The organism is Ktedonobacter sp. SOSP1-85, from assembly GCF_016587415.1.
Classification (GTDB): Bacteria; Chloroflexota; Ktedonobacteria; order Ktedonobacterales; family Ktedonobacteraceae; genus Ktedonobacter.
Genome location: NZ_BNJI01000001.1, coordinates 496,317 through 517,467, shown reverse-complemented (window position 1 = coordinate 517,467; position 21,151 = coordinate 496,317). Strand labels below are relative to the sequence as shown.

Genomic DNA, 21,151 nt, shown 5'->3' with positions numbered 1-21,151 from the left:
ATAATAGGCAGTTCTGCGCGATTTTTGCATGGCAAAGGAGTGCTATTTATGCTTCAGAAGACGGTGTCCTATAAGGCTCTTCTGCGAATCGTTGGCGTGTGCTTTCTGCTCTATGGGCTCTATTTGATTGTGCTTGTCCTTACCGCGCAAATCAGCACGAGAGGCAGCATACAATACGATGGTCCATTAATTTTTGAAGATCCAAATATGGTATGGAACTATCTCTTGTGTGGTGGCTGGTTTTTAGGAAACCCAATCCTGCCTGGTAACTTGTACCTATTTGGTCCTTTTGAGCCTGGTCCCCTCTTCTATGTGGGTATAGGAATACTTTGCCTGAGTGTGACAAGCAGGCGTGTACTGCCTGTGTATATATGTTTGCAAGTAGTCCTCTGGTTAATTAGCCTCTCTGTCTGGTTTCCTATTGCGATTCTGATGGGGATTACAGACTACGCTCCAGGCGTCTTCGTGCCTTTTGCTCTGGTAACACTTGTCATCTCGCTGGCGCTCCTGGCTTGCTATAAGCCTGTGACGCGCTTCTTGAGCAAGCTTTCAGAATCAAATAGCGTTGCGCCAAATGCCTAAATGTGAGCGCCCCAATTGTATGGATAAACGTGGCTGGTCTCGTTTTGCGTTGACAAATAGAAATATGCAAGCTATTATGTAATTGTCTGCGATGACATCGTTGTCATTTTTGATTGAAGTGGGGAACGGACACATGTTTTAACAGTACACCCTGTTGTGCAGGCAACAGGTAGGGATGTTGTACTGTTTTTATGCTACTAATCGTAATTTGGTGAAAACAAGGAGGTTTTTCGTATGAAACGACGTACCGCTATTGGTGTGTTGGGTGGGACACTTTTGAGTCTGGTTGGTTCACCTCTCATTACTGCCTATGCAAGTGAGAGTAACCAATCACGTGCCATAGCCTCATATGCTGCCTTGCAGAAGTATTTTTATGTTAATGATGGCTCCTATCTCTATCATGAGCAGTACCCGGTCGCAGCCACGGATAACGCTTACTCCTATGAGTGGCCCTTTTCGCAGGCGCACGGCGCAACGCTGGACCTCTCAAACCTTCCTGGAGGGGCTGGACGCGCGTATCGAGATGCTGTCAATGAACGCTGGTTGGGCCAGGAGCGCTACTGGAACACGACCGGGGCGACAGGCCTGCCGGGGTATGACTCCTATGCGCGCACGCCCTATGGCAATGGTGGCGATAAGTTCTATGATGACAATGAGTGGGTTGGCCTGGCCTACATTCAGCGCTACAAGATGTGGGGGGAGGATGCTGTTCTGGAGCGTGCTAAGCAGATCTTCGCGCTCGTCGTCTCTGGTTGGGATAACGATGCCACGCATCCCGCGCCTGGAGGCGTCTTCTGGACGCAGGCCCCCTGGAGCCATGATCGCAACACGGTCTCCAACATGCCCGGCGCCGAACTGGGCCTGCGCCTTTACCAGGTGACTGGGGAGCAGCACTACTTCGATTGGGCGAAGAAGATGTATGACTGGACCAATACCTATCTGCTCGCCCCCAATGGCCTGTACTGGGATCATGTCGACTTGCAGGGGAATATCGAGAAGACTCAGTGGAGCTATAACCAGGGCGTGCCAGTAGGCGTCAATGTCCTGTTCTACCAGGCGACTGGCGATGCAACCTACCTGCAGCGCGGCGAGCAGATCGCCCAGGCCGCGCTCGCTTTCTACGGCACCACAAATCTCGATAAGCAGCCAGCCTTCTTCAACTCCATCTTCTTCAAGAATCTGCTCCTGCTGCAGTCTGTCAATCATAACCAGGACTACGTAAAGGCCATGCAGGCCTATGCGGATCGTGCATGGGAGAACAATCGCGATGCCGCGACGGGTCTCTTCCACTTTAACGGCTCGCAGTCAACGCAAATGATAGAGCAGGCGGCAATGACCCAGATCTACGCCGTTCTCTCCTGGAGCCCCTCCCAGTACCACATATTGTATTAGTGGCGCATCCAGATAAATTGTAGGGTCCATGCTTGCATTGACTTGCTCTCGCGGCGAGAGAAGTCCATGCCAAGCATAGATTCTACAATAGGCTGGCGATGGTAGAGCAAGAAGGGCGTAGTGTGATCGATCACACTACGCCCTTTCGCTTTTTTTGTGTAATATATGCTACAGAGGGCAACCTTGACAGGTCGCCTGCCCTGGCGTATGCTCCTGCTCACGATGAGTGTGTTTGCTCTATGGTTGAGATAGTAGGAAGAAGTGTGATCGAATGCGCATACGACCCTTTCGCTACGATGATATTCCCGAGGTGCTGACGGTGCAGCGCGAGGCGACGCGTGTGGATGGAACTGAGGTAGTCAGCGCGGAGGACTTTGATGCCTGGTTACGCGACGAGGCGCTTGACGCGGCGGAGAACGCCTTTGTGATTACGGATGATGACGATGAGCTGAGCACCTGGAGCCAGGCGGGAACGCTGGAGGGGTTGAGGGCGAGATCGCAGGCTATACCCTGGTGCGCCTGGAGCGCGCCGCAGACGCCTACCACTTCATATGCCAGGGGGCGGTCATGCCCCAGCAGCGTAGACGGCGTGGCGGACGTCTCCTGCTGGTGGGCGCGCTCAACCGGGCGCGCGTCATGGCCTATGAGTTTGATTTCGAGGCCGAGCAAGCGGGGATACCTATTTATTTTGAGGTACTGCTACCCACACGCGACGAGGGCGCGCCCCACCTCGCCGCCCTCTGCGAATTGGAGGCAACCGACGATCCAGCCCCTGAGGGCTTTCGTCTCTACCGTCGCGAGCTATAACGGGTCCACAAAGCGAAAAGAGCGAGGCGCACGGCGTGCGCCTCGCTCTTTTCGCTTTTTCTAATCATCACACTTTGCGGTAGGTGGTGGTAACAGCGTGGGTGCCATCGGCGAGCTGCTCAATCTCATAATCGCCAAAGAGAATGGGGTCGGCCAGGTGCAGGCAGAGGAAGATGCGAACCGCCAGCTCGCGAATCTCGGTCTCCGCATGGGCGTCGGCGCGCATCTCGATTACATGGCGCCAGGAGCGCACATTACCCGTGACCACGATGGGGGCCTCGGTTTCATTTGGGAGCACTGAGCGGGCCGCCTGCTGGACCTTCTTGCGCAGGTCGGTGCGGGCCTCGGCGCTCAGAATCGTCGAGCCCTCTTTTTGCATCTCCAGCAGGCGCCTAGTGAGTTGGGCGTACTCTTCGGCGGCGCGGTCGACGCGCTGCTCAAACTGGGTGTGTAGCTGTGCGTCATCGCGATACTCTGGGCGCTCCACAAAGCGCAACATGCGGCCTGAGACGTACCTCTGACTCAGTTGGGAAAAACCCATGCCCGCCCTGTGTCGGATCAGCTCGTGGGTCAGGCTGCGAGAGACGCCGTAGAGGAGCAGGCTAAAGTTGGCGTGCTCGAAGACCGAACCATGGCCAGAGGACTTGAGATTCTCGAAATAGCGGCTGGCATTCTCGTTCATCGTGCGTTTGGGGCCAAAGCTCATATAGCAGGTCTGTCCGGCGATCTTACAGAGTTGTGAGCTTTCTGGAAGGGTGGTGGGATCATCAAGATACTGGCTAAAACCAAGTGAGGTATCAAAACCATCAAGGAAGCCTGCCAGGCCGGTGGGGTTGGTCTGAGGGCGCGCCAGCGTCACGACTCCAGGAACCTGTAAGTAGGGCGTCCCACCTGGAGTGTGATGGACTGGCGCATGAATCGTGGCAAAGCCTGCGTTCTCACTTCCGTTATATTCCTGGAAGAGAGTTTGTGAGTCGAGAGCAGACAATGAGAACCTCCTTGTTGACTGGTGGTGTTGGTTGAAAATCGACGTTTAGTGTAAAACCAATTGACATCTTTGGTTTTTCCATGTTATGCTTTTCCTGCAGATATAGGCTGGATGCGGGAAGCGAATGCTGAGCTATTGGACTCTTCCTTCGATCCGTCTGAGGATACTGCAATTAGTCTAACAGGTTCTCGGCCATTTGGCTATCTGCCCTTTGCGAAAAAGATATGATTCACTTTTTTGCCCCTTGCGTCCCATAGGCACCACGTTTACGGCGTGGGGATTCATCTTCTGGCGGGACTAGCACAGAAGATGAATCCCCACGCCGTAATAGTTTTCGCTATAAATTTGTAATGAATTACACCTATGTGAAAACCAACGTCGCTCGTGCACTCGGGTTTCGCATAGGCACTACTCATCTATTGACTCACGGACTCAGGCGGTGGGGCGAGCAGCTTTTCCAGGGTTGAGCGGCGAATACGGTAGGCCTGGCGAGCGCCTCGGTGGGGAAGAGTAATTGCTTCAAGCACTCCATTTTTGATCCAACGGCGCACAGTGGTATCATCCACACGTAATTGTCTTGCAACTTCACGAACTGTTAGCAGTTCCGCATCGTCGTATTCCACAGAGCCCTCTTTTCTGGTCATAAGGCGTATAAGAAAGTACGCCTGACCACAATAGCAGAAGAACGTTGAAGAAATTAAAGTATATCTTGGGTTCGCGCGATGAGTGATTTGATTATATAAACGGTTAAGGCACTTATTAGTAACAAAATCCCTAATAGCAGGGATACACTGTAATTACGTGTACCCCACTGGAATTGTTATATCAACCACCAATCATAGACATGCTGCGGTTCGCACGCTTAAAGCGTTTATCCCCGATGTAATGCTTCAACTCTTTATGCCACACTGCTTGTCGAATTACGCGGGCAAGTTCCACGTCATCTGCATCGGAACGAACCACGGAGCGCAGGTCGGTCTCCTCAGTGGCGAAGAGGCAGGTGCGCAGCTGGCCATCGGCGGTAATACGGATGCGATCACATTGGGCGCAGAAGGGTTCGCTTACGGGATTGATAAAGCCTACTTCACCAATGTTATCGCTAAAAGTATAGCGGCGCGCGGTCTCAGAGGGATCACCGGAGGTAATAGGGACCAGTGGGCCATAGGCGGCCTCAATGATAGCTTTAATCTCGCTGCCAGTTAAGATGTCTTCTTTGCGCCAGATCTGATCGGCATCAAGGGGCATAAACTCGATCCAGCGCATGACATAGGCTTTATCGCGTGCGAAGCGTACAAAGTCCAGGACCTCGGCCTCGCTAAAGTTGCGCATAGCCACCGCATTGATCTTTATGGGATGGATGCTGGGATAGGCGGCTAGCGCGTCCAGTCCTTCGAGAACGCGATCAAGCTGGTCACGGCGTGTGACCTGGGTAAATTTCTCATGTAGGAGCGTATCCAGGCTGACATTGATGCGTGTCAGTCCCGCCTCGGCCAGGGCCTTGGCCTGTTGTGGAAGCAGGATGCCGTTGGTGGTCAGGCTCAGGCTGCGTAGCCCTTCCAGTTCATGAAGCTGATGTACCAGCTCGGGAAGGTCGCGACGCACCAGGGGTTCGCCTCCTGTTAGGCGAATCTGCTCAATGCCCATGCTGACTGCCACGCGACTGATGCGCATGAGTTCCTCATAGCTCAAGATCTCAGCCTTTTTTAGCCAGGGAAGCCCTTCGGCGGGCATACAGTAGGTACAGCGAAAGTTGCATTTATCGGTCACCGAAATGCGCATGCTTTTGATGCGTCTTCCGTAGCTATCGACTAAAGGTTCCATTGGTTGGCCTCCCCAAAAGACTGTCTTGAACATGTTTTGCTCTATTTCACTATATCATATTTACGTGCCAATGTCACAGATCTGTCACGGGAAATAAGTACTTTGTGTTACAATGTCAAATAAAAGCAGTTAAATACATATTGTGTATGTGCTGTTCGATAAAAAAGGTCCGCCCCTTGTGTGTAGAGGGGCGGACCACTTTGTGTGTGTATTGCCACGGACAGGCAATGATGTGTGTTACGGGCGCGTGAGTTTTTTATGCGTCGTAGTACAGTGAGAACTCGATGGGTGTTGGGCGTAGGCGAACGATGTCATTCTCCTCACGCTTCAGCTCGATGTACTTCTCCAGGATGTCGCTGGTGAAGACGCCGCCCTCAAGCAGGAAGGCGTGATCGTTCTCCAGGGCCTTGAGTGACTCTTCGAGCGAGCCAGGAACCGAGCTGATCTCGTTCAGTTCTTCCGCCGACATATGGTAGAGGTCCTTATCGACCGGGCCAAAGCCGTAGTCGCTGGGCTCGATACCGCGCTTGACGCCGTCCAGACCAGCCATCAGCAGGGCCGCGAAGAGCAGGTAGGGGTTGGCCGTTGGGTCGGGCGGGCGGAACTCGATGCGCTTGGATTTGGGGCTCTCGGTCAGCGGGATACGAACGGCCGCGCTACGGTTGCCCTTTGAGAAGACCAGGTTGACGGGTGCTTCGAAGCCGGGAACCAGGCGCTTGTAGCTATTGGTCGTTGGAGCCGCGAGGGCCATGAGGGCCGGAGCGTGCAGCAGAACACCACCAAGGTAATGGCGTGCCATCTGTGAGATGCCAGCATAACCGTCGGCATCGTAGAAGAGAGGCTTCTCGTCCTTCCAGAGGCTCTGGTGTGTGTGCATACCGGAGCCGTTATCGCCAAAGACTGGCTTGGGCATGAAGGTCACGGTCTTGCCGTACTTGCGCGCGATGTTCTTAATGACGTACTTGTAGAGCAGAATGTTGTCAGCGGTCTTGAGCAGGGTGCCGAAGCGGATATCAATCTCGGCCTGACCGGCGGCGCCAACCTCGTGGTGCTGGGCCTCGACGGGGATACCCAGGGCCTCAAGCTGAAGGGCCATCTCGGAGCGCAGATCCTGCATGGTATCATTTGGCGCGACGGGGAAGTAACCACCCTTGACGCGCATCGAATGACCCAGGTTGCGGGAACCGTCATGGCGAGTCGCCTTGTTGGTGTTCCAGGTCGCCTCGTCTGAATCGACCTCGACGCTCTGAATATTATCGCTAGAGGTGTACTGAACGTGATCGAAAACGTAGAACTCTGCTTCGGGACCGAAATAAGCGGTGTCAGCAAGGCCACTGGATTTGACGTACTCTTCAGCCTTGCGCGCGATGTAGCGGGGGTCGCGGCTATAGGGCTTACGGGTGCCGGGATGGGCGATATCGCAGATCAGGCTGAGCGTGGGGACAGCGGTGAAGGGGTCCATGAAAGCACTGGTGGCGTCGGGAATGACTACCATATCGCTCTCATTGATTGCCTGGAAGCCTCGAACGCTGGAGCCGTCGAAGAAGAGGCCCTCTTCAAAAATAGATTCTGCAAGCGCACTGAAAGGAATGCTGAAATGCTGCCAGGTTCCTGGAAGATCGGTGAATTTCAGATCGACCATTTTGGCGCCATTTTCTTTTGCAAACCGTAAGACTTCCTCTGGGGTCATCAAAGTTTTCTCCTCTCGCGTTCAATCCCCGCGTCATTGCTGGTATTTAGTGGCTTGCCTTGCGCACTTTGTTGATGTGTTTAGATGTCTTTGGGTCATTCTGCATAATATAGTGGTCGTTTCCCAGCATCGTGCCAGGACTCAACTTCTGTACATATGATATGCTCTCAGCCCATGAGATACTACAGTTACTTTACCCGAAAGTTTTAGCCATACTTTTGTATATATTGCACAAAATTTTGTGAAGATAACTAGGTAAAAAGACAGCTATTACCTCTTCTCTGAGATGCTCCGGCTCCTGCTTGCTAGCAATCGCGATGGCAATCATCTCCTTGTGCAAATCACCTTGTGTCTCGGGCATATTGCATTGTATTATCGGCAGATGAGTGGCAACACTTGAGCCTTGTCTGCAGCGTTTGAAAAATTCATAATTGAGAAAACAGGTTTATTTTATCAACCAGGCTACCTTAAATAGCTGCAAAAAAGAGTAGCAAACTGAACAGGAAGAGAATATTTGCATGATGGATTTCAAGCTGACTAATGCCCAACAGAAGGCTCTTGATTACGTGTATCAGAAGGCGATACAGCATAAGAGTACTGATAGAGAAAGAATACAAAAGATATTAAATGTATGTGAGATTGAATGTGACGTCGTTGACCTTATCAAAGCCATCCGTGATCTATCACACCTTACGATCAACTTTCACCCCGACCGGCTGCTTGCCGATGGCCGTTCAGTGATTGCCGCGCTGTATGAAGAAGGCATATACCGCAGCCAGTTTGAGACTAGGATTTCTAATGGTGGGCTCACTGCCTTTGCTGGCGGAGACCGCGATATGTGGGAAGCAGCCATGCTTGGTGGAGCATATCAGGCTCAGGGAGTAACCGAGGCAGAACGTCCTATTGACCTCGTGAGAAACAACTAAACCTCATCAAGAGCATAGGCAAAGCAGTGTTGAAGAATGGTTCGTCGATGGCGAAGACGCTCTTTGGCACGCACGAGTTCCTGACGCAGGTGAGCCAGATCCCGACAACACAGATTCTTGAGTTCGCGACGTTTGAGCAGGTTCCACACCTGTTCCTGCGGATTCACCTCAGGGGCGTAGCCAGGCAAGCGTTCCAGATGCACCCGTTTGCCCATCGGACTTGAAAGAAACTGCTTGACCACCTCTGCGCGGTGGATGGGAGATCCATCCCAAATGACCAGGAGTGGGCCCGAGATCTTGCGCAACAACATCCGCAAAAAACGCACGACATCCTCGGCGTTGTATGCCCGCTCTTGCATCTGCATGAAGAGCCGTCCGGTCTTTGTGATCCCTCCAATGGCGGAGAGATGATCGCGCGTCAGCCTCACACGCAGCACTGGTGTCTGCCCTCGCAGAGCATAGGTTCGCACGACCATCGGCAACAGATAAAAGCCCGCTTCATCGACAAAGACTATCGTGCGGCGTTCCTGCTCGGCTTTTTTTTTAGATGGGGCCAGCGCTGCGTTTTCCAGCACTTGATCGCTTGCTCATCGCGTTGGGTGGCTCGTTCGACCGGTTTCTGCATGCTGTAACCCAGCTTACGTACCAGATACCCACAATGATCGGGGTGATAGCTCACTCCAAACTCTCGTTTGATCGCCACCGCCAGTCTCCGGCTATTCCAGATATCCCCGCGAAATCCATAGGCTGACGCTCCTTTCGCCAGCACGGCTGGGATTTGGGCTTGCTGCTCTGCCGTCAAGCGGGGCGTGGCTCCTTTCGCCGGATGCGCTTTAAGCGCTTCTTCCCCTCCTTCTCTTCCACTTGTCATCCACTGGCTCACCGCTCCCTCCGTGACCCCCAGAGCTCCTGCGATATCTTTTTGTTTCCATCCTTGTCGTTTCAGTTCCCAGGCGCGTTTGCGCCTCTCTTCTCGCCAATCGGCTTTCTTTGGTGCTCCCATGCCTCCTTTAATCGGCTCGATCCGCTCAAACTTTAGCTCTCTCTCACGAGGTCAATAAGTATGCTGGGTTAAATCTTATGAACTACAGTGACGGGGCCTGCCCGCGCTTTGGCTCCTGTCATTTACTCTTAAAGGCACAAACATTACAACGCGCGACACTTGTCTTTGGTGATAGCGCATCAGATCCTCAGGATATAGGGGTCATAAACGCTTTTGAATCGGTTCTCGCTGGACTACTGGAAGAAATGAAGGCTCATGGAAATGCGCTCGGGCGCAGAGAAGTAGACGTTACAACGTTTGTCAGTGCCTTGCTTCATCCTGGCAATACAAAAGCGTCGCTCTTCCATAGGTCACGGGGGCGCGCACTTGATGATTACATTGAGGCGCAAATACACGGTGAACTGTGTATGGCAGATGATGTAGATGCACTTGTCGCAGACCCTTCATTCCAGAACACGGCAACCGGTGAGGTATTGGAGGCAACCGCGAAGAAGTATGGCTTCCCCCTTGAATGGCACGAAGGCTTTGAGCTTTCCTTGAAAGAAGTGCCAAGCGACTTCCGTGGACCAGAAATGTTACCTCTTGCCCAGCGTGTATTGGAAAATCACGCGTTAAAGGATGGCTATCTTAATGCCGCAACGATTGGGTTAGCGGCTGTCTCAGTTGTTGCTGATCCTGAACAGTGGCAAGACTGGGGATCACCCAAAGATACGCTTCAACACATCAAGTATTTGTGGCATATTCTTGTGGTCTACGGAAAGCCCAGGATGTAGGTACAGGCCAGGTATGGGGGTATTTGGTCGCGCTGGAAAAGTTGAATAGGGTGAGAATCTGGCCCACTGGTGCTGAGCTTTGTAGCCGTTAGATGTAATTGATGAGCATACCTCTTGGAGAAATGTCCCGAGTAATTAGAAAAGCTGCAAAGAAGAAGTGGTATACTATCAAATTACAGGCAACGCTATAGAATTTTTTGACCATAGTTCACGTTCTATTTGTTAACAGGTATGTTTTTACGTCCTTCTTAATGAAGAAGAAATTTGGAGGGCTTGTGGCTAGGATGGCTACGGCTTGCAGCGCAAAGAGGCGAAGTGCATGAAGAATCAATCTGATGGCCCTATTTTGCCACTAACGAAGGTTATAAGATTTGTAATAGCTTTCACGCTTTTTATAACACTTGTATATTTGCTTAGTTTTTTGCATATACTTCCAGATTCATGGGGGAATTTCCTTCCAAACCTGGCGACGATTCTGGCCGTACCCGTAGGCATAATTGCTATCTTAGCTGCTCTCAAAAACTTTGAAAAGGCATTAGTGCAGGTAATGCCTCGGCCTACCGCCTGGGGGCCTCCAAAAATTCCAAAGATAAATAGAAAATTGTGGATGTTTGTGGGCCTGGTGGTAGCCATAGTTTTGATTGTTGTGGGGGGATACCATTATATATGGCCTGCACCTCAATCTACTGTGCCTCCGTTACTCTTCTCATACTCAACTCCTGATGGCCCTATTGGAATTAGTGATGGAAGCTATGTCTTCGATGTAAAGACGCGAAATAATCAAGGGCATCATAATGAGGCTCTTAAACAGCAGGCCGCGGATGCATTTAGGAACCAGAACTTCGATCAGGCCAGGCAGCTTTGGGGTCAAGCTCTCTCTGGTGACGATTCAGACGATGCTGAAGTCTTGATCTACCAGGAAAACCAGCGGATTATAAACTCCGGCAACCCATATATCACCTTTATTGCCGTCACCCAGCTCACTGGAAGCCACGAAGAATATGGGATTGGGCGAGAGGACCTGCAAGGCTACTATGTGGCACAAAAAGAGTTTAATAGCCAGGCTAGCCCATTTCGTGTCCGTTTGCTTATCGCGAATATAGGTGATCAGGAAACGTATGCGCAACAGGTCACGGATCGTATTCTCTCTTCGTATCAGCAAGATCCAACCATTAAAGGGGTCCTGGGATGGCCCGAGCGGACGCAGCGCATCAATTCTATGCTTCTGACTATGTGTAATAAGCATATTCCCATCGTGACTGTGTCTGCAAATGATAGTCGTAGTTCAGATGGTTGTAACTACAATTTTAGTGTTGCTCCTACGATTGACTCACAGGCAGCTACGGCAGTCCAGTATATCAAATCTGTTCTCAAGAAGAAACGCGTGTCTATCGTGTACGATCCTGCTAACGAATATAGCCAAAGTCTTTATAGAAGCTTCATTGATGATTTTCGTCGTGATCAGCCTTCGGATGCGGCTATTGTTGATCGCGAAACATACAGCATATATAGTAGCAATACGTTGCCAGGGTTACTGCGTGCCACGTTGCGGGGCAAACCAGACCTTATTTATTTCGCGGGATACCCGGCCGATCTTAATACTGTAATACAGTCGTTACCTGCTTCCGGGGGATAGACGTGATGGCTGCAAATATTATCTACCAGGCTCCTCACTTTCCCAAAGCACAACCTGTAGAGCATGTACGCGTTTACTTCACTGCTTTTGCGTACCCAGATCAGTGGGCAATCCTTCATCTGGCTCAGCCAGATTTCACGCAAGAATATATAAATGCCTATGATCCCCAGCAATTTCATCGAGGAGCCTATGGTTATGAGCGCGCTAATGATAGTGTGATGATTGCATATGACGCTTTAAAGTCCTTGATGGTGGCCAGTAAGGGCTTTCAAGACAACAAATTTCCTATGGATCAGCTACAAAGGGCTTTATTCAACAGTAAATATAAGGGCATTACTGGTGATATCCGCTACAACCAGGGCAGTGTTGATACGAAACCAGTGGTTGTCATCCAGTTCACTCATGGTTACAACGGCTTTAAAGGTGTGGATGGTTGCTATGATGACAATGCGCAAGGAGGGTGCTTTGATGTCAAAAACAATGGACGCCCTTAATGATGCTATCATGCATATGCGGGCCGGGCGAATAAAGCGACGGACTTTTCTGGAACGTGTCATTGCCCTGGGCTTAAGTGCAGGGGCTGCTTCTTCGCTGCTTGAAGCTTGTGGGACTATCTCTACGCGTTGTACGCCAAATGGCTGGGTTAGCCAGCCGAATACGATTGTCTGGAGTAGCGAGCATGACGATCAGGAAGAATTTATTAATATCGTCAAGAATTTTAACGCCCAGAATACCAATGCACATGTCATCTATAATAATGCTCCATTTAAAGATAATGCTCAATATAAAGATACGGTAAGCGCTCTACAAGCATGCGCCAGCGAGATGGACGTCATTTCAATAGATGTCGTCTGGCTAACAGAATTTGCGCATAACCAATGGATACTTCCACTAACGGAGGCGATTAAATCGAGCGTATTGCAGAACTATAAAGGGTTTCAGAGCATTGTAGACAGCTGTTCTTATAAGGGGCAACTGTATAGCGCCCCCATTCGTTTTGATCTAGGCATGTTATATTACAATACTGGCTTTGTGTCTTCTGCTCCACAAACGTACGACGAGTTAAGGGAGCAAGCGTCTCAGGTACTTGCCAACTCACAGGGGAAAGAGCTAGATGGTTATGTATGGCAAGGCGCTCAGTATGAAGGGCTGGTGTGCAATTTTATTGAGGTTCTCGCCGGTTTTGGAGGATCTTTTTTCGCGGAAGATGATCCTACGAAAGTAACTATTAATAGCTCGGAAGCCCATGATGCTCTATTTGAGATGGTAAATTGGCTATGGTTGGCCAATATCTCTCCTAATGGTCCCAATGGTATAACCACCTATCAAGAGAATGACGCACGTGTAAGATGGCAGAATGGCTTTGCGGTATTTATGCGTAACTGGTTTAATGTGCAACAGCTTGTAACAGATCCAGGTATCTCAGCCGTTCAAGGTGAAGTAGCGTATGCCGCTATCCCTCATAGCAAATCACAGCCTACTGGTCACTCCTGCATTGGTGGATGGCAAGTGGGGGTAAATGCCTCTTCGACAAATCAGGATCTCAGCTGGCAGTTTATTGATTTTTTACTAAAGCACACGAACGACTATCGCCCTACTGACGTTGTAGGTGATGCTTCTCTGAAGAGTATGTATACGAACTCGGTAGCGCGTCCACAATTGCCCAATTACAACCTGATTTCAGAAAATATTCAAAGACACGTTTTTAGTGCCCTCACAAAACGTGAGACACCATCAGAGGCACTGGCGAAAATGGAAGAAGAGCTGAAACAGATTATCTCCAGATAGCAGGCATAGTATTCTTGTTCATCCTCACCCTCTTTTTTGCATGGCATGTGTCATATGTGGTGCTGTAGGGCAAGCTGAGCAACACTCTGTACCCGTTAGGTGAGGTTGATGAGTATAAAAGGTAAGAAGTCAGTACCCTACGGCTAAAGCCGAGGGCTTGGAGTTGTGTCTGAACTCCACCGCAACTCAGCATACCTTTTCAGGCGTGCTGCTTTGGCTTCAACGTCCGACACATCAGGGCGTACTGACAAGAGGCCCGTTCCTATCCAGTCTTGCCGGATAAGAAGCGTTCGCATCGCAATGTTTCTTGCGCCAACCAGATCGGCATGGAGCGTGTACTGACAATTCTGACAGACAAAGAGCAAGCCCTTGTGAGGGCGATTCTCTTTGCAGGTGTGCCCACATTGGGGGCAAGACTGCGAGGTATAGTTGGCATCCACCTTGATTGCCATACTTTGATGCAAGAGCGCTTTATAGGCGATCATCGCGTGCAACTCACCAAAAGCCCATTTGGAGAAGGTACGATTGGCTTTTCGCTGTTTGGCACTGGCTTGTTTGCCTTTCCGTCGTTTGGTCCGCTCTCGAATGTCTGTCAGATGCTCCAGTCCAATCAAGCTTTGAGAATATTGGGTAACAATCCGTTTACTCACGACATGATTGGCGTTGGCTTTCAACCGTCTCTCTCGTCCACTGATGGCGACGAGCCTTCTCGTCGCGGAACGAGTGCCTTTCTTTTGCAGACGCTTTCTCAGTCGTGCGTAGTGGTGAGACCTGGTAATAGTAGAGATGTCAGCATGGAAGGTGCAATCGCCTTGCATCGTCGCCGTGACGGCAAGGTATCGCATCCCCACATCCACGCCAACGACTTGCTTGTGCGTTTCTGGGGTAGGATCAGCCGTCTCCACTTCCAGGGTGACGAGCAGGTAAAACTGCTTCTTGGGCTTGTCATACCAAAGTTTCGATGCACCTATCTCCGTACCACGCTGGATCAATGCCACGTGCTTGTCATAGCCAGTATAGGGAACCTTGACCCGTCCCTCAAGAGTGAGGAGACTCACCTGCTGCTCTTTCTTGAACGTGTAGTCCTTCTTATACTGGTAGGTCAACGTGGGGGAGAGAAACGTAGGAGCCTTATCAAGCCCTTTGTACCGCTTTTTGGTCGTCTTTGCCTTACGATGGGCAGCATTGTTCTTCACCTTTGTCCAGAGAGCTTTATAAGTGGCTCCAACTTGGCGAGGAACAGAACAGGCCATTTGTGAGGGAAGGTGAAAACGGAGGCGAATCTCATCATACGTGCCATCTTGCAGACGAACAGCATTACTCATCTTGCCATTCTCAAAGGCATATGTACTGACATAATTGAGAGCATCACGATATGCCAGTTGTGTCTCACGTAATGCCTTGAATTGCTTGGGTGTTGTATTCAATTTGAGTTTAGCTGTTAACACCGTTTTCATGCTTTAGAGCATATCATAGTTTTCATCTACCTGTCAATAGAAAAGGAGCAGATGAAAGAATGTCTACGGTGTCTCTCACCCAAGCCACCGACAAAGGAACGCCGCATTCCTCCCATGCCTGAAAGGGCAGGGGCATCCTGCGGCGGTTTCGGTGAATTATCCCATGCTAGGACAAGCTAGCGTCAGCGCTCACGCGACAGTTGCAGGACCAGCAGGCAATCTCAAGGCGGGTGCGATCTATGGCCCCTGTTGTCGCGTCAATATCTCCGCTGTCAACGGAGCCTTTAGCGGAGGGCAGGACGCGCGCGATTACCAAACTGTGACCCAACATGACATCGACATCGCTGGCATGAACTTGAAAGCCAGCCTTGACCAGAGTACCACCGCAGCACTACAAACCCAAGTCCAAAGCACAGAAACGCTTGTCACTCCGCTACATTGCCAGCAGAAGACGAGTGCCGACCATCAGCCAGGGGACGAGGCGACAAGTGTGCATGTGACCCTCGACGAGACATGTACAGGCATTGTCTACCAGACACAAGCCCTTCAAACGCTCATCACCCAGGCACTCACCACTCAGGCAAGACAGCAGCTAGGAGCCAGGTACATGCCGAGTGGGGAGGTACACATCGCCACTACAGCACAGGGAACAACGACCATCCAGGCGACAGGAGCAGATATGTGGGTGTATCAGTTCTCCCAAGCAGAGCAGGAGCACTTAAAGGCTAGTATTGCAGGCAAAAGCCAGGCTGAGGCTAAGAGCCTTTTATTAGCACGGCCAGGGGTGCTGTCGGTATCCTTCTCAACCAATGCGACCCTGCCAGATGTCCAACATATCCGCTTTGTGTTCATTTCCTATTGAAACTGGAGGAGAGGAGATGCTGATCAGTAAGAAGATCAGGCTTGAGGTCAGCCCAAGAGATGCCGCCACCCTTGAATTTATGCAGGGAAAAAGCCGGGGGTTGTACAATTGGTGGGTGATGCGCTTGCGGGATGGGGAGAAGTGGCCGGGATGGCAAGAGGCCAAGAAGACGCTGCAGCAGAGCAAGGCGCACGACCCGGAGCTGCGCTTTGTATACGGCAAGCTCTTACAGGAGGTCTTTTTCCGCCTGGATGGTGCGATGCAAGCCTTCTTTCGGCGCGTCAAGAACGGGGAAAAGCCCGGATTCCCGAGGGTGCGACCACGGCATTGCTTTTTCACGCTCATCTACCCGGCCACGTATATCCAGGTGGAAGGTTTGTCTCTCAGGCTTCCGACAGGAGGTAAAGGAAAGAACAAGCGGTACCCCGAAGTGTTTGTCAAACTGACGGAAGAGGCCCCAATCGGCTACAAAAATGTCGCAATTTCCAGGGATGGACAGGGACACTACTATGCATCCTTTGTCCACGAGGAGGAAGAAGAAACACACGAACACGATGGTGCGCTGGCTCTCGATCTCGGTCTGAAAACGCTGGCGACTGGTGTGAATGACCAGGGGCGTTTTTATCATATCGGAGGGTTTAAGGGGAATCGGTGGTATAATCGTCAATTAGACAAGATCCGTTCAAAGCGGGATCGCTGCAAGAAGGGGTCGCGTCGGTACAAACACTTGAGTAAGGTGTACAAGCGCGTTTCACAGCAGAAACGCAACAAACAACAGGACTGTTTGCATAAAGCAAGTCATCTCATCGCGCACACACTGGTTGAGAGAATCGTGGTGATCGGCGACCTTTCCCAACGGCAGATGACCATGAAAGAGCATCGAGAGAGGAACAGGTATTTGAATCGAGCGGTCTTCAACGATTGGGGGCTGTACCGTTTTGTTCAAATGCTGCTCTACAAGTGCATCCGTTATGGGAAAGAGCTCGTTATCTTAGATGAACGCGATACGTCGAAAACCTGTAGTAGGTGTGGACACAAACAAGACATGCCACTGTGGAAACGAACCTATCGCTGTAGTGAATGTGGACTCGTCATGGATCGAGACGAAAACAGTGCCGTCAACATCTTGATGAGGTTCCTTGCCCGGCTTGGGCCACACACGGACGAGTCCGTGCGGTGTGCGGACGTTTTCACCGCAATCGAAGGTGTGAATAACATTTAGAAAGGCAGATAGATTATGAGTTCGGGTCATGAGGATCTTACAGAGCCGGTCGCCAGGCCTGGCGCGACGCCCGCGCCACCAGCCCGGCGCGAGCGTCGCTCGGTAGGGGCCGGGTGTTTCATAGGCGTGATTATACTGGCCTTGCTATTGGGCGTTGTGGGGGCGTGCTTGGCTCGATTCTGTACGCAGCCAGCATTACGTCAAAGGCGCCAATCTCCACACCGAAACCCGATAATAAGCAGGCGCTGATGGTGCAGCTGAGCAATGACCTGATTACGGTTATCGCGGCCAAGCGTGTCAAGGACGTTAGCGTTCCTGGCACGTTGCAGAATATAAAGGTTTCGACGCCCCAGGCTGGTCAGTTGCAGATCGCGGGGAGGACCAGTTCTCCATCTTCGGGCTGACCGTGACCCGGCCCTTCCGCGTTGTGATGCAGCCATACATCGATACGTGCAAACCAAAGATGCGTGTTCTGAGCGTGGATACAGGAGGGATTCCCGTTGGTGGCCTGGGCGATAGCCTGGAAAACGTGATGAACTCGCAGCTCAGCGTCAACCTCTCCAGTTTGCTAAGTGGCTTCTCTTACTGCGCCACCGGAGTTACAACCAATAATAGCGGCCTGGTCGTGAGCTACTCAGTGACGCCGACAGCCTAAAATACAGGAAGAAAGAAGAGGAGACACGTTTTGCGGAAGACAGCATAAGGAAGCAGGGAAAGAGCCATCCCTAAGCTTTGGCCAGATACCAAGGTTGGTCGCGTGAGTGCCGCTTGGCAAGAGATCATTCTGCCTTTAACGTGTGCTCTCTACGAATAGGGAATCTTGCAAAGAACTGCCTACGGCCTATTAGGCCCGCAGGAGAAAGTCAATCCTGCTATATTTAGCGCCGTTGGGGAGAACATACACGAAAGAAGGATACCATGCCAAAACCTGCCTTCCATTCGCTCATCTGGTCGCAGGCAAACCATACCTATGATCTCCTGACTGATGGAGAAGACCAACAATCATTTGGAGGGGAAGATGAGGCAGCATGGCGGGATTGGCTGGAGGGCCAAAGTGGCTTCTCTTTTCAAGGGTGATTGGGGCACCTGAATGTCCTCAAGGAAGCACGCTCTCGCGGCGCAGGGTACTGGTATGCCTATGCTTTTAGTGACCAACGCCAGGTGAAACGCTATCTTGGAAAAACCAGCACCATTACCCTGGCTCGCCTGGAGGAGATGGCTGCCACGCTCACTCAGGAGAGCGCTCTTTCTGCTCAGTCCGTCAAGCCGCAGCCGGGGCAGATTCCTGCCTCCTCATTGATGTCGTCCGGGTCGGCACTGTCTCCTGATTTCTTGCTTTTGCCCAAGCTTTCCCCACCGCGTGTGCCCACAACGCTTGTAGTACGTGATCGTTTGCTCGTGCAACTGGACCAGGCTTTGACGCACGGACTAACGCTACTCTCGGCCTCGGCTGGTTTTGGCAAAACAACGCTGCTGAGCGCCTGGGCAGCGCACTGCCATTGTGCGGTGACCTGGCTGTCACTGGAGGAGCAGGACAATGATCCCATGCGTTTCTGGAGTTATGTGGTTGCCGCGTTGCGTACGAACGCGCCAGCAGTGGGGGAAACAGCCCTGAGCATGCTGCACGCGCCGCAACCTCCGGCCCTGACGACCATCCTGACGACGCTGATTAACGACCTGGCTGTTGGGCAGGAAGATCTGGTCCTGGTCCTGGATGACTACCATGTCATCGACGATCCCGCCATCGTCAGTTCCTTCGCCTTTTTGCTCGACCATCTTCCTCTCAGGCTACACCTGATTCTGGCCGGACGCACCGATCCGCCGCTGGCTTTGCCTCGTTTGCGCGCGCGCGGACAGGTCATTGAGATTCATGATCGTGATTTACGCTTTACGCATGCAGAGGCGGCGCGTTTCTTGATCCAGGCCATGGAGTTACCCCTAAAGGAATCAGAGGTCGAGGTGCTGGATCAACGCACTGAGGGCTGGATCGCGGGCCTGCAACTGGCGGCGCTCGCCATGCGCGCGCGGGGAGATCACTCCATGTTTGTCCAGCAATTGAACGGCAGCCAGCGTTTTATTCTGGAATATATGCAGGAAGAGATTCTGGAACGCCAACTTCCGGATGTGCAGGTTTTTTTGCTGCACACGGCTATCTTAGGCCGCCTGCATGCCTCGCTCTGCCAGGCGGTGACGGCGGGCACCAGTGAACAGGCCAGCCAGCAGATGCTCCTCGCCCTGGAGAAAGCGAATCTTTTTCTGGTTCCGCTTGACGAAGAAGGACGCTGGTATCGTTTGCATGGTCTTTTTCGAGATGTCCTCCAGGCCCGTCTGCAAGCTCTTTCCCCGGAACTGGTCCCCATCTTGCATCAACGCGCTGCCCATTGGTACGCCGGGCAGGGAGACGCGTGTGAGGCCATTATCCACGCGCTCGCAGGCACCGATTACGACTTTGCTGCAGCTTTAATGGAGCAGTCCGCAGAGCAGATGTACTTAAATGGAGAGGCAGCGCAGTTAGATACCTGGATCAAGCGGCTACCCAACATGCTGTTACTCGCTCATGGTCGCCTGGCCCTTACGACTGTCTTGCAGCTCTTATTTCACACGTTTAATGCTCCAGATGAGCGGTGGGAACAGGCGGTAAGCAAGACGGAACAGACTATCGCGCGCATAGAACCACTTTTGGAGAGCCAGCACGCTGCCGCTCTCTCAGAAGCAGAAGCGCGCTTGCTGCACAATCGCCTGAGCTTGTTGCGCAGCTGGATAGCGGACAGGGCCGCGCTTATGCAAAGGAATTGGGAGCAGAGGCGCCGGCTTGGCTCCCAGATGCAGGAATTGGCCAGAGAAGATAACATGGCGTGGAAAATGCTTCCGACCTTCAATCTCTACGAGATGAGCGCGAATACGGTAGCTCTGATTCCTCTGCTCTCCGAGTTGAAGCAGCAGGCCGAGAGAGAGCAGCATCACTATGAAACAGTCTGGCTTATGGGGATGCTTGGCCAGGCATATCAGCAGGCAGGACAACTGCGCCAGTCCTACCAGATCTATCGCGAGATGTTACAGCCCTTGCAGCAAATGGGGAAGGCGCGGTCCATGTTTGGGTACGTTCATCTTTATTTGGCTCAACTGCATTGGGTCTGGAACCAGCTTGAAGAGGCGCAGGCCCGTCTCGCTACGGCACTACAATTTGCTCTGACCTGGCAGCACGTAAATATGCGGATAAGCGCATATTGCCAATCTATCCCCGTTTTCCTCGCGCTGGGAAAACGGGCTGAGGCAGAACAGGTTTTAGGAGAGGCAGAGCGACTCTTTTGGCAGGATGAGTGGGAACTTTACCGCTTTTGGGTGATGACTGCATGGGCACAGATCTGGCTGGCTCAGGGCGATCTGGTTGCTATGGCCAATTGGGCAGCGCAAAAAGAGATCATCGATTCATACATCCTCAGTCTCATCGATGACCGAGAGTATGTAGAATACCTGACCCTGGTGCGTGTCTATCTTGCCTTGCAGCGAAATGCCGAAGCGCTGTCCCTGCTGGCATCTCTGTTCGCCCATGCAGAGCTGAATCAGAATACCTGGCACATCGTGCATGTTCTCGCCCTCCAGGTGGTGGCATTGCACGCCTCCGGCGAGATCGTTCAGGCCAGACAGGTCGCGCTGCATCTGCTCCAGTTGGCCGAGCCAGCAGACTTCCTGCGCGTGTATCTTGACGCGGGCGCACCCATGCAACAAGTACTCCAGAGTTTCATGTGTGCTACAAACACGCAGTCTGACCACGATGCTATCTCAACCGTTCTTACCTCTATCAAAACATTGCTGGCAGTTTTTGAGCAGCAGGCGAGCCAGCCAGCCCACACAGAGCAGTCGTCTGCCCTGTCGCCACAAGCAGCTTCTCTATCCCTGCTCTCGCCGCTCACCGCGCGCGAAAAGGAGGTCTTACATCTGTTGGCGCAGGGCACTACAAACCAGGAGATCGCCGATCAGCTGGTCATTTCATTCGCCACTGCGAAGAAGCACGTGGCCAATATTCTGAGCAAGTTAGGAGCCGAGAATAGAGTACAGGCCATCGCCCGCGCGCGTGAGTACGAGCTGCTCTAGCATCCATACACCCTCTCTTTGCTCTACCCTCAGGCAGAAATACTCCTCAGCAGTAGCCGTTCGGCTACTGCTTCTTCTTTGCTCTACCCTCAGGCAGAAATACTTCTCA

The 21,151-nt window shown here is 52.0% G+C and carries 22 protein-coding genes and 1 pseudogene; 14 read left to right on the top strand and 9 right to left on the bottom strand.

Going from position 1 to position 21,151, the window contains the following annotated elements; all coding sequences use genetic code 11:
* The first annotated feature begins 48 nt into the window (after positions 1–48).
* On the top strand, positions 49–582 hold the full coding sequence (locus KTE_RS02490) for a hypothetical protein (RefSeq protein WP_201378168.1): 534 nt from the start codon (positions 49–51) through the stop codon (positions 580–582).
* A 234-nt stretch (positions 583–816) separates the two neighbouring features.
* Positions 817–1,974: a glycoside hydrolase family 76 protein gene (locus KTE_RS02485; protein ID WP_201378167.1), complete on the top strand. Its 1,158-nt coding sequence runs from the start codon at positions 817–819 to the stop codon at positions 1,972–1,974.
* Here the strand turns inward: KTE_RS02485 and KTE_RS02480 are convergent.
* Both KTE_RS02480 and KTE_RS02475 read right to left on the bottom strand, forming a co-directional pair.
* The gene (locus KTE_RS02480) at positions 1,971–2,108 is read right to left on the bottom strand and encodes a hypothetical protein (RefSeq protein ID WP_201378166.1); all 138 of its coding nucleotides are present in this window, start codon (positions 2,106–2,108) and stop codon (positions 1,971–1,973) included. The genes KTE_RS02485 and KTE_RS02480 overlap by 4 nt on opposite strands.
* Before the next feature lie 157 nt (positions 2,109–2,265).
* On the bottom strand, positions 2,266–2,520 hold the full coding sequence (locus KTE_RS02475) for a hypothetical protein (protein ID WP_201378164.1): 255 nt from the start codon (positions 2,518–2,520) through the stop codon (positions 2,266–2,268).
* Between the two features lie 21 nt (positions 2,521–2,541).
* Between KTE_RS02475 and KTE_RS02470 the strand changes: the two genes are divergently transcribed.
* Positions 2,542–2,781, top strand: a complete 240-nt coding sequence (locus tag KTE_RS02470) for a hypothetical protein (RefSeq protein WP_201378162.1) — start codon at positions 2,542–2,544, stop codon at positions 2,779–2,781.
* A 67-nt stretch (positions 2,782–2,848) separates the two neighbouring features.
* Here KTE_RS02470 and thyX read toward each other — a convergent pair whose 3' ends face one another.
* The 4 genes from thyX to glnA all read right to left on the bottom strand — a co-directional run bounded on the left by thyX (position 2,849) and on the right by glnA (position 7,280).
* Positions 2,849–3,769 carry an FAD-dependent thymidylate synthase gene (gene thyX, locus KTE_RS02465; RefSeq protein ID WP_201378160.1) on the bottom strand — a complete coding sequence of 307 codons (921 nt, stop codon included), beginning with the start codon at positions 3,767–3,769 and terminating at the stop codon, positions 2,849–2,851.
* A 416-nt stretch (positions 3,770–4,185) separates the two neighbouring features.
* The gene (locus tag KTE_RS02460) at positions 4,186–4,392 is read right to left on the bottom strand and encodes a helix-turn-helix domain-containing protein (protein ID WP_007922981.1); all 207 of its coding nucleotides are present in this window, start codon (positions 4,390–4,392) and stop codon (positions 4,186–4,188) included.
* A gap of 202 nt (positions 4,393–4,594) precedes the next feature.
* Positions 4,595–5,590, bottom strand: coding sequence for a GTP 3',8-cyclase MoaA (gene moaA / locus KTE_RS02455; RefSeq protein ID WP_201378158.1), 996 nt, complete (start codon positions 5,588–5,590; stop codon positions 4,595–4,597).
* A 256-nt stretch (positions 5,591–5,846) separates the two neighbouring features.
* Positions 5,847–7,280 carry a type I glutamate--ammonia ligase gene (glnA, locus tag KTE_RS02450; protein ID WP_201378156.1) on the bottom strand — a complete coding sequence of 478 codons (1,434 nt, stop codon included), beginning with the start codon at positions 7,278–7,280 and terminating at the stop codon, positions 5,847–5,849.
* Between the two features lie 518 nt (positions 7,281–7,798).
* On the opposite strand from glnA, the gene KTE_RS02445 reads away from it, so the two are divergent.
* On the top strand, positions 7,799–8,206 hold the full coding sequence (locus KTE_RS02445; protein ID WP_201378146.1) for a DUF3626 domain-containing protein: 408 nt from the start codon (positions 7,799–7,801) through the stop codon (positions 8,204–8,206).
* Here the strand turns inward: KTE_RS02445 and KTE_RS47275 are convergent.
* Together KTE_RS47275 and KTE_RS47270 are read right to left on the bottom strand one after the other, a co-directional pair.
* Positions 8,203–8,781: an IS630 family transposase gene (locus KTE_RS47275; RefSeq protein ID WP_236600253.1), complete on the bottom strand. Its 579-nt coding sequence runs from the start codon at positions 8,779–8,781 to the stop codon at positions 8,203–8,205. The two genes, KTE_RS02445 and KTE_RS47275, sit on opposite strands and share 4 nt — an antisense overlap.
* Positions 8,718–9,209 (bottom strand): winged helix-turn-helix domain-containing protein, encoded by a 492-nt coding sequence (locus tag KTE_RS47270; RefSeq protein ID WP_236600252.1) that lies wholly within the window; start codon positions 9,207–9,209, stop codon positions 8,718–8,720. The genes KTE_RS47275 and KTE_RS47270 overlap by 64 nt, the downstream gene beginning before the upstream one ends.
* Positions 9,210–9,268: 59 nt before the next feature.
* Here KTE_RS47270 and KTE_RS02435 point away from each other — a divergent pair.
* From KTE_RS02435 to KTE_RS02420, 4 genes and pseudogenes are all read left to right on the top strand, one after another.
* Positions 9,269–9,982: pseudogene (locus KTE_RS02435) on the top strand (DUF3626 domain-containing protein); the annotation flags it as partial.
* A gap of 319 nt (positions 9,983–10,301) precedes the next feature.
* Positions 10,302–11,618 (top strand): ABC transporter substrate-binding protein, encoded by a 1,317-nt coding sequence (locus KTE_RS02430; RefSeq protein ID WP_201378142.1) that lies wholly within the window; start codon positions 10,302–10,304, stop codon positions 11,616–11,618.
* Between the two features lie 5 nt (positions 11,619–11,623).
* Complete coding sequence (locus KTE_RS02425; RefSeq protein ID WP_201378140.1) at positions 11,624–12,112, top strand: hypothetical protein; 489 nt, start codon at positions 11,624–11,626, stop codon at positions 12,110–12,112.
* Complete coding sequence (locus KTE_RS02420; RefSeq protein ID WP_201378138.1) at positions 12,087–13,406, top strand: extracellular solute-binding protein; 1,320 nt, start codon at positions 12,087–12,089, stop codon at positions 13,404–13,406. Before KTE_RS02425 ends, KTE_RS02420 begins: the two co-directional genes overlap by 26 nt.
* Positions 13,407–13,549: 143 nt before the next feature.
* On the opposite strand, the gene KTE_RS02415 is transcribed toward KTE_RS02420, so the two are convergent.
* Positions 13,550–14,863, bottom strand: a complete 1,314-nt coding sequence (locus KTE_RS02415; RefSeq protein ID WP_201378136.1) for an RNA-guided endonuclease TnpB family protein — start codon at positions 14,861–14,863, stop codon at positions 13,550–13,552.
* Between the two features lie 163 nt (positions 14,864–15,026).
* On the opposite strand from KTE_RS02415, the gene KTE_RS02410 reads away from it, so the two are divergent.
* The 6 genes from KTE_RS02410 to KTE_RS02385 all read left to right on the top strand — a co-directional run bounded on the left by KTE_RS02410 (position 15,027) and on the right by KTE_RS02385 (position 21,042).
* Positions 15,027–15,725 carry a hypothetical protein gene (locus KTE_RS02410; protein ID WP_236600251.1) on the top strand — a complete coding sequence of 233 codons (699 nt, stop codon included), beginning with the start codon at positions 15,027–15,029 and terminating at the stop codon, positions 15,723–15,725.
* Positions 15,726–15,741: 16 nt separating this feature from the next.
* A complete protein-coding gene (locus KTE_RS02405) occupies positions 15,742–16,947 on the top strand; it encodes an RNA-guided endonuclease TnpB family protein (protein WP_201378134.1) in 1,206 nt (401 codons plus the stop codon).
* Positions 16,948–17,060: 113 nt separating this feature from the next.
* Positions 17,061–17,351, top strand: coding sequence for a hypothetical protein (locus KTE_RS02400; protein WP_201378133.1), 291 nt, complete (start codon positions 17,061–17,063; stop codon positions 17,349–17,351).
* Between the two features lie 74 nt (positions 17,352–17,425).
* Positions 17,426–17,602, top strand: a complete 177-nt coding sequence (locus KTE_RS02395; RefSeq protein ID WP_201378132.1) for a hypothetical protein — start codon at positions 17,426–17,428, stop codon at positions 17,600–17,602.
* A 263-nt stretch (positions 17,603–17,865) separates the two neighbouring features.
* Complete coding sequence (locus KTE_RS02390; RefSeq protein ID WP_201378131.1) at positions 17,866–18,024, top strand: hypothetical protein; 159 nt, start codon at positions 17,866–17,868, stop codon at positions 18,022–18,024.
* Complete coding sequence (locus KTE_RS02385) at positions 18,025–21,042, top strand: LuxR C-terminal-related transcriptional regulator (protein ID WP_201378130.1); 3,018 nt, start codon at positions 18,025–18,027, stop codon at positions 21,040–21,042. It begins immediately after the preceding gene.
* The last annotated feature ends 109 nt before the right edge of the window (positions 21,043–21,151 follow it).